This is a genomic window from Gemella haemolysans, from assembly GCF_901873445.1.
Lineage (GTDB): Bacteria > Bacillota > Bacilli > Staphylococcales > Gemellaceae > Gemella > Gemella haemolysans_C.
In genome coordinates, this window is the sequence record NZ_CABFLN010000001.1 from 50,382 (window position 1) to 60,872 (window position 10,491).

Below are 10,491 nucleotides of genomic sequence, written 5' to 3' on the forward strand. Positions count from 1 at the left end.
CTCAGAGATTAATGGGAAACTTAGATATTCTAAAGAAGAGTGTTAAGCTATTCTCACTAAAAATAAAGAAATAAGATTAAAACGAAAAAATAGGAAAAAAGCTATACTACTTAATATATATAGCATAGCTTCCTCCTAATTTTCAAAATCAACCGTACTTGACAAAGAACCCAAATTCGGTGCTGGATTTCTCCATACCCCGAATTTATTATGTATTAACAAAGAATTATTTGAAAAAATTTAAAATTTATATCTTTTGTATAATTTATTCCTCATCTTCTCTACGTCTTTTAGCAACCACTAATAGACTTCCTAACATAGCTAATCCTAATCCTGCTAAACCTGTATTTGTTCCAGATTCACCAGTATTTGCTAATCGTTTTGTAGATTTATTAGCTATTGAATTTTCTTTGTTATCTGATGATTTTTGTGATTGTGGCTCTCCTTTTTCAGATGTTCTAATCTTCGCTGGTGTTGTTACCACTGGAACTTCTTCTGTTGGTTTACCTGGTTCTGTAATCTTAGCTGTTCCTGGAACTTCACCATCTGGTAAGTCACTATTTGGTACTTTACCTTTTCCGTCTTGTCCAATTATTACAGTAATTGTGTTTCCGTTCTTACCTGGAATTTCTACCTTAGTTCCTGGTGGGTATGTTGACCCATCTGGTTTCTTAGGTGTTACTGTGACATCCCCTGTATTTGGATCTTGATCTAATTCTACTGTTGGTGTCTTACGGGCTGGCGTTGTTACATCTACTGGTTTAGATGGTTTTTTATTCGGTTCTGTTACTATTCCTTTACCTTCTACTTCACCTTTTGGAAGTTTATCATTTGGAACTGTTCCTGAACCATTATCCCCAATAATAACTTCGATTGGAGTATTATTATCACCTGGAATAACTACTTTAGTTCCTGGTGGGTATATTGACCCATCTGGTTTCTTAGGTGTTACTACAGCATCTCCATTTGGTTTTCTTGTAATTTCAATCTTACCTGGTTGTTCTGTTCGTAATGCGTTTGGATCTAATTTTTTCGGTGTTTTCACTTGAACTACTTCTGTTGGTTTACCTGGTTCTGTAATCTTACCTGTTCCTGGTACTTCTCCATCTGGTAAGTCATTATTTGGAACTTTACCTTTTCCGTCTTCTCCTATTGTTACAGTGATTGAATTTCCGTTTTTACCTGGGATTTCCACCTTAGTTCCCGGTGGGTATGTTGTTCCATCCGGTTTCTTAGGTGTTACTGTTACATCTCCAGTCTCAGGGTCCTGATTCAACTCAACTGTTGGTTTCTTACGAGCTGGTGTAATTACATCCACCGGTTTAGATGGTCTAGCTCCCGGCTCTGTTACTGTTCCTTTTCCTGGAATATCTTGTTTTGGAAGTTTGTCATTCGGAACTGTGCCAAAACCATCTTTCCCGATTGTCACGACTATTGTTGTACCGTTTTCTCCTGGGATTTTCACCTTAGTTCCTGGTGGATACGGTGTTTCATCTGATTTCTTAGGTGTAACTTTTGCATCACCTGTTTTTTCGTCAGTTGTAATTTCAATTTTAGTTGGTTGTTCTGTTGCTGGGCTATTTGGATTGATTTTTTTCGGTGTTTCTACCTTAACATCCTCTGCTGGTTTTCCTGGTTCTGTAATCTTACCTGTTCCTGGAGTATCTTCATCAGGTAAATCATTATTTGGAACTGTACCTTTTCCATCTTTTCCAATTGTTACTTCAATAGTTTTCCCATCTCTTCCTGGAATTTCTACCTTAGTATTTTCTGGATATGGTGTTCCATCTGGTTTCTTAGGTGTTACTGTTACATCTCCAGTATTTGGATTTTGTTCCATTTCCACTGTTGGTGTCTTGCGAGCTGGTGTTGTTACAGCCACTGGTTGTGATGGTTTTTTATTCGGTTCTGTTACTGTTCCTTTTCCTGATACTTCATATTTTGGAAGTTGGTCATTCGGTACTTCGCCTGAACCATTTTCTCCTATCGTTACTACGATGCTTGTTCCATTTTCTCCTGGAATTTTCACCTTAGTATCTTTAGGATAGTTTGTTCCATCTGATTTCTTAGGTGTTACAATCGCATCTCCATTTGGTTTTCTTGTAATTTCAATTGTACCTACTTGTGCTGTTTCTGGTGCATTAGGATCAATTTTTTTCGGTGTTTCTACCTTAATCTCTACCTCTGGTTTGCCATCTTCTTTAATCTTACCTGTTCCTGGAGTATCTGTTTCTGGTAAATCATTATTAGGAACTTTTCCTGTACCATCTTTTCCAATTGTTACAGTGATTGGATTTCCATTTTTACCTGGAATTTCTACCTTCGTTCCTGGTGGATATGTTGTTCCATCTGGTTTTTTCGGTGTTACTGTCACATCTCCAGTTTTTGGATCTTGATCTAATTGCAGTGTTGGCACCTTTTTAGCTGGTGTTGTAATATCCACTGGTTGCGATGGTTTTTTATTTGGTTCTGTAATGATAGCTGTTCCAGGTACATCTCTTTCTGGTAAATCACCATTTGCAACTGTTCCTGAACCATTTTTTCCGATTGTTACTTCAATCGTTTTTCCATCTTTTCCTGGAATTTCTACCTTAGTATTTTCCGGATATGGTGTTCCATCTATTTTCTTAGGTGTTACTGTCACATCTCCAGTGCTTGGATTTTGAGTCAACTCTACCGTTGGTGTCTTGCGAGCTGGTGTTGTTACGTCTACTGGTTTTGATGGTTCTTTATTTGGTTCGGTTACTGTTCCTCGACCTATTTCCGCTTCTTTTGGAAGGTTGTCATTTGGTACAGTTCCTGAGCCATTATCTCCTATCGTTACTACTATTGCTGTTCCATTTTCACCTGGAATTTCTACCTTCGTATCTTTAGGGTACGGTTTCCCGTCTGGTTTTTTCGGTGTAACAATTGCATCCCCATTTTTCTCACGCGTAATATTTATTTCCACAGGAGTTTGTGTTGTAGCAACTTTTGGATCTGTTCCGTTTTTCTTTTCTTCCTCATCTGAAATTCCATCATTATCATCATCTTTATCTGTAACATCTGGATCTCCATCTCCATCTGTATCACGTTGAATAATAACTGGAACTTCTACTCGAATTTCCTCATCACCATTCTTAACTTTAACTGGAATGTTGACTTTAAGTTCTTCATCACTACCCCAATTAGTTACGCTCGGTGTTCCTGTTAATTTACCATCTTTATCAACACTTAATCCATTTACTGGGTTTTCTGTTGTAATTGTTGAACCGTCTTTATTCGGTGTTACAACTTTCGGTAATGTTGAAGGAACTGGTGTCTTCTCTGTAACTTTAGTTGGATCTGAGACTTTTGCAGTTAGGTTGTTTGCATTTTTCGGATCTGTTCCATTCGCTTTTTCAACTTCATCTGGAATTCCATCGTTATCATCATCTTTATCTGTAACATCTGGCTCTCCATCTCCGTCTGTATCACGTTGGATTGTTACTCTTACTGTTACTTCTTTTACTTCCGGTACTTCTTGTTTACCATTTTCTGTGAATTTTTCTACAACTTTAGTAACTTTAACCGGAATGTCGATAGGGCGTTCTTCTTCATCTTTACCCCAATTATTTACTGTTGGAGTTCCTTCTAGTTCACCTTTATCATTGACTTTTAGACCGTTCACTTGTCCTGAACCATCTGGAGTATTTGTTACAATCGTTGAACCTTCTTTATTCGGTGTTACAACTTTTGTTGGAGTAACTGGAGTTTTCTCCTTCACTTTGTCTGGATTTGTAACTACTACTTCTAATTCATTTGCAGCTTTTGGATCTGTCCCATTTTTATCCTCTACAGTATCTGGAATTCCATCATTATCATCATCTAGATCCTCAACATCTGGGATTCCATCATTATCTGTATCACGTTGGATTGTAACTGGAACTTTTACTATAGTTTCTTTATCACCATTTTTGACTTTAACCGGAATTAAGATATTACGTTCTTCTTCATCTTTTTTCCAATTATCTACTGTCGGTGTTCCTTCTAGGTTACCATCATTGTTAACTTTTAAGCCATTCACCGATCCATTTGGAGCATCTGTTGTAATTGTTGAATTTGGAATATTTGGTGTTACAACTTTTGTTGGAGTAACTGGTTTTTTCTCTTTAACTTTTTCAGGTTTCGCAACTGTTGCTGTTAGATTGTCAGGAATTTTTGGATTTGTTCCATTACTCTTCTCTACATCATCTGGAATTCCATCATTGTCATCATCTGTATCTAAAACATCTGGTGTTCCATCTCCATCTGTATCACGTTGAATTGTGACTGGAACTGTTACGTCTTTTTCTTCCGTTACTTCTTCTTTACCATTTTCAGTGAATTTTTCTACTTTTTTCGTAACTTTAACTGGAATATTGATAGTTTTTTCTTCATCATTGCCCCAATTTTCCACTGTTGGAGTTCCTGTTAATTTACCTTCTCCATTAACAGTCAGACCGTTCACTTTTCCTGAATTATCTGTTGTAGTAGTTGTAATTGTTGCTCCTTTTTTATTTGGTGTAACAACTTCTTTTGGAGTGACTTCTTTTTTCTCCATCACTACATTCGGTTTTGTAACTGCTACTGTTAGATCATCAAAAGCTTTTGGATCTGTTCCATTATTCTTTTCATCTTCATCTGAGATTCCATCGTTATCATCATCTAAATCGTCAACATCCGGAGTTCCATCTCCGTCTGTATCACGTTGAATTGTCACTGGAACATATACCGTAGCTTCTTCTTTTTTACCATCTTTTTCTCTCGTAATTTTAACAGGAATGGCGATATTACGTTCCTCTTCTCCGCCAACCCAATCTTTTACGGTCGGTGTTCCTTCTAATTTACCTTCTCCATTAACGGTTAAACCTTTTTCTGGAGTTGATGGTTCAATTGTTGCATCCGATTTATTCGGTGTTACAACTTTTGGTAAAGGTGTCGGTACTGGAGTTTTCTCTTTCACTTTAGCTGGAGCTGTAACGATCCCTGTCAGACCATTCGCTACTTTTGGATCTGTTCCATTTCTCTTTTCATCTTCATCTGAAATTCCATCGTTGTCATCATCTGGGTCTGTCACATCTGGTGTTCCATCGCCATCTGTATCACGTTGGATTTTAACCGGTACACTTACGTTAACTTCTTCCGAATCCTTCTTAACTTTTACTGGGATAGTAATATCACGTTCTTCTTCACCTTCACCCCATTTACCTACTGTTGGTCTTCCTGTTAATTTACCATTGTTATCAACTCTCAAGCCATTTACTTCAGCTGGTGTTTCTATCGTTGAGTTTTCTTTATTTGGTTTTACTACTTCTGGTATATCAACATCTGTATTCTCAGTAACGGTAGATGGTTTCACTACTCCTGTTAGACCATATGTTGTTTTATTTCCTGGTGTGTCAGGAGTTTTCGGATCTGTTCCATTTTTCTTTTCTTCCTCATCCGTAATTCCATCATTATCGTCATCTGGATCTGTAGTGTCTGGTTTCCCATCGCCATCTGTATCACGTAGAATTGTAACTGGTACGCTTACTGTGATTTCTTCAGTTCCATTTGTAACTTTTACCGGAATTGTGATAGCACGTTTTTCTTCGTCTTTGCCCCAAATTTCTACTTTTGGTATTCCTGTTAAGTTCCCGTCATTACCAACTCTTAATCCATTCACTTCATCTGGTGTTGCAATCGTTGAACCCTTTTTATTTGGTGTGACAACTTTTTTAGAGTCAACTGCACGTTTCTCCAAAACTTCATTTGGTTTCGTAACTTCTGCTGTTAAATTCATAGGTACACTAATATTCACACTAACATGATCTCTTGTTTTGTCTGGATATTCTACCACAACAATTGCAGAAACAGTTTGCCCGCCTTTGCTTGTATCCGGTGTAGTTAACCAAGTATATTTTGTTCCTTGCGGAAGGTCTTGTTTATTTCCTATACTGTCTGCCGCATCAGGTTTTGAATTTTTAGGAACTGTTCGATTTATTCCTACTGGGTTATACTTGTCATTTTGCCCTTTGACTACAATTTCAATAATTTTTTCAGCCTTATTATCATTTTTATCATAAGCTTTAATCGTTACTTTTGCAGTTCCAGGTGTTCCAGTTGGAGTTCCTACGATTTGACCATCTTCGAATCTTAATCCATCTGGTAAGCCTGTTACTTCGATTGGAGTATTTTCACGCATTCCAACTCCGCCATCGTTATCTTTAGCTGTTACTGGAATTGGCGTAATTTCCTCACGACTTGTAACTGTTGCTCCATCCGCTGAAATAGTTGGTGCTGTCTTATCACGTGGTGTTACAACAAATGAGAAAATCACCGGATTAGCTTTGTTACCTGAATCGTCTTTTGCGTTAAATATAATTGTATTTTGTTTACCAACATCTTCTGCTACAGTTTTAATTGTAAACTTAACTTCTTTCAATATAGGTGTATCTTTTACATAACTAGCCGTCACTGCCCCTAAAGTATATCTATTAAAATATTTACTTAGAAAATCATTCATATCAAAAGTAACATTTTTGTCATCTCTTGCCGTCACTGTAAATGTTACAGTTTCTCCTTCTACTACCGTTACAGTACTAGGTGTTAGAGTTAAAACTGGTGATTCATTATCTGGTGTTTTCGCTTTATCTGTTGTCGGTTCTGAATCGTCACTTGTTCCATTTTTTGTTATAGCTGTTACATCTGTTTCATTTTTTACTTTTTCAGCAGGGATTGTAATTTCACCTGTGTCTGCATTGATTTTGATTTCTGGATCACTTGAAATCCATTGATTAAACGGATCTTTCGTTCCCACTACTGTTTTTGGTGAACCATCTTCTCCTGTGTAAGTAACCGTAATTTTGTCTGCTTTGGTTGGATCTTGTGGTTTTGCTGTTACAGATCCATCCTCTTTTGCTACTACTGTTGGTTTTTCAGGCTTTGGAAATCTTGCGACTGCTTTAGCTGGGTCTGAGTCAACACTATTTCCATTTTTTGTGATAGCTGTTACTTCTGTATTGTCTTTGACTTTATCAGCCGGAATAGTGATTTCACCAGTTTTAGAATCAATAGTTACACCTGGATTGTTCTCAATAGTCCATGTGCCATCATTTCCTTTATTACCTACTACTGTTACTTTTGACCCGTCTTCTCCTGTATAAGTAACCGTAATTTTATCTGCTTTTGCTGGATCTTTTGGTTTTGCTGTTACAACACCAGTATTTGGTGCAGTTACGATTGGTTTTTCAGGTTTTGGTGCTTTTGCAGTTGCTTTTGCTGGAGTTGATTCATCACTGTTTCCATTTGTTGTTACTGCTGTTACTTCTGTATTATCTTTTACTTTATCAGCTGGGATTGTGATTTCTCCTGTATTTGCATCGATTTTGACTTCTGGATTACCCGTAACAGTCCACGTTCCATTTCCACCTTTAATTCCTTCAGCAGTCTTTTTCGAACCATCTTCTCCTGTGTAGCTAACTTTGATTTTATCTACTTTCGTTGAATCTTGTGGTTTGGCTGTTACAGATCCATCTTCTTTTGCTGTTGCTAATGGAGCTTCTGGTGTTTTTACTTTATCCTCTGTAACATGAATAGGTGCATCTACAATAAATGTTCCACGTTCTGGAATAATCACTTCCACTTTACCATACACAGGTGCACCTGGCGCTGTCGCTTTTGATACATCCGGGTCTTTAAACCAACGATAAGTTGTACCCTTTGGCAACTCATCCGGATTTGCAATACTATTGAAAGCATCTGGAATAACGCCTACTTTAGTCGTTTGTGGCTTAGATTTTGGTTTTAAGTCGTATTTTTTTGCTTCCTCTGGCTTAAGTGGTAATACCCCGATAATGGCATTTTCACCATTTCTATAACGTATACGTCCACCACCTGTATACCCTCCAAAAGCAAGGAATGGGTCATTGGCTAGACGTTTTTTTATTTCATCAAGCATAGGGCTATTGGTGTTTTTATCTCCCCAATCCGACATAATACTATTGTTTAGGTCATCTCCTTCAAGAATTTTCGTCTTGAAAGTGATAATTGAACGTTGCCCTGCAACTACGTTCATTTTGTCTTCTATAACACCTCGAACAAGATTATAGTCAAGGCGATTTTTATAAATCCCCAACATATCAGTAACACGAGAAGCAGCATCTGGATTACGATCAGTACCATCACTAGAGTTACGATAAATATTCCATCTCCAATTATTAGACGGATTTATATAATCCATCCAAGCATCAATATTTTCTCCGTAAGTTGCTCCTGAACGAGGAACTCCATTTTTAACATAAGCACGATAAGCTGAGTTTTCATACTCCCATGCTGATGCGCTATCATACTTCTTGTGGAAAGTCTGTTTTCCATCTTGGTATTTTGTATAAGTAAATTCATAAGGATCTCCAACCGTACGTGGAATCGCAAGTGAGATTTTTTTAGAAATACCAGCCAGTCCATTTGGTCTTGGACCTGAATCTAAGATCCAGTAGTAATATTTATTCCCATCTTTTTCGATACGTTCTTCACGGTAAACACGAATGTTGTCATAAGCTTGATCAGCTGTTCCTTTACTTACGAAAGCATATTGCTTCGTATCTGGTGAATATACATCACGCTCTGAGTAGTTAATCATTGGGTTTTTATTCCAACCAACCCCGAAGTCAGTTACTTTTGTTTCACGAACTGTACTTGTTCCACGACCAACTACTTGACCATTCTTTTTGATAACACTCATAACAACTGCATCTTTTACCATCAAGTTCGTATCAACATTAATCGTGAAGTATCCATTTGTTTGTGATTTAGTTTTAAAAGTTTTTCCACCAACAGTTACCTCAACATCAGCTTCTGCCGCTGTATATCCGTCAACTTGAGCAATTCCTGCTAAACTATCATTGAAAGCCACTGTATCTGCCGGACTTACTCTGGTAGTATAAACACTCTTTCCATTAACAACTAACTCAACATTATCTCCAACTTCGATACCTTTGGCATTTAATTTGAATGTTCCTGTATCATCAAGTTTAGAAGTAAGCACAGTTATACCATTTCTCTTAATCTCAATTGTTGAAGATGGTGTGGCATATCCTGTAATAAATCCAGAGTTCGCTACAACAATTCCAAGATTTCCTCGGCTAGTTTTATCATCAATTGGTGCAGATCTAAAATCAGAACCTACTTCATTCTTATTCCCATTACGCAAGTCACGAGAGCCACTATTAGCAATCGTATTTTCCCCTTCTTTTAACTCTTTTTTAGGAGCGCCAATCTTAGGTATTGAAGATAATACCGTAATTTTTTCACTTAGTTTTTTAGCTAATACATCAACTTCAACTTGTGTTAGCTCGTTATTATTTAATGCATTCTTCGCATTTTCTAAATCAATTTTAATAGCCGCTAAAGTAGAAGCAGGTGCTTTATCTTTATTAATTTTTTCTAAAAGTTCTTCTACTTTTTCAATATTAGTTTGTAATTTTGTTTTATCTAATGCTTGCTTTTCTACTATTTTTCCAGTATTAGCATTGTTGTTTACAGCGGGAGTATTTCGAGTGGCTAACTCCTCTTTTTTAGCAGGTTTCGCTTCCTCTTTACCAGGCGAAACTGCTACTTCAGTATTTTTTTCTACAACTTCTCCTGCATTAGCTACCCCAGCAGCTCCAAAGAAGATACTAGCACCAATTACAACCGAAGCCGCCCCTACTTTAAACTTTTTAATAGAGTAACTTTCAACTTTTACTCCACTTCTTGTGTCCCTTAAATATTTATTATTTTTTCCTATCACTTTCGTTTCTCCTTCCTTAACACTTATTAAAATAAAAACAATCCAATACTATAAGTATTTATAATATGTTTACGTCAACTATTATATTCCAATTTTCTATTATACTTGCATAACTTAAAATTTACTTTAAGTTATGTAAAATAAGAAATAAAAATTCTTTGTCAAATTCGGTTTATTTTGAAAATTAGGAGGAAACTATTCTATATTAAATAGTATAACTTTTTCCTGTTTTTCCATTTTAATCTTATTTTTTTCTTTTCAGTGAAAATAGCTTAACACTCTTCTTTAGAATATCTAGGTTTCTTACCAGCTTTATAAGGTGTAAATAAGCTGAATACAAGAAATATTTTAGCTTTAAAGTTACTAAAGGTTCTATTAACTAACTGAACAATATGAAATCTATCGATTACTATTTTCGCATTAGGGAAAAATTTTCTAATGATACTTTTATAACCTGAATTCATATCAATAACTACCGCTTTAACTTTACAACGTTCTTGATAAGAATAATATAGGAAGTAGTCTTTAATAATCTTATTGGTTCTTCCCTGAAGTATATTTTGTATTTTATGAGTTAGTGCATCTGCATATATGAAGCTCATTTTACTTATACTATCAGAAGTAGAAGAAACTTCATCAAAACACATATAATAAGGTAAAGTTTTAGGTCTTTCTAGAGTTTTAGATAGATCAGACTGTATTCTTAATACAGTATTAGTAGA

2 protein-coding genes are annotated in these 10,491 nt (G+C 36.3%); both read right to left on the bottom strand.

Annotated elements, in window-relative coordinates:
- Positions 1-265: 265 nt before the first annotated feature.
- Positions 266-9,769 (bottom strand): Rib/alpha-like domain-containing protein, encoded by a 9,504-nt coding sequence (locus JX287_RS00260; RefSeq protein WP_204641242.1) that lies wholly within the window; start codon positions 9,767-9,769, stop codon positions 266-268.
- 272 nt (positions 9,770-10,041) lie between these two features.
- Positions 10,042-10,491: transposase (locus JX287_RS00265; RefSeq protein ID WP_204641243.1), on the bottom strand; the 450-nt coding region annotated here is incomplete at its 5' end.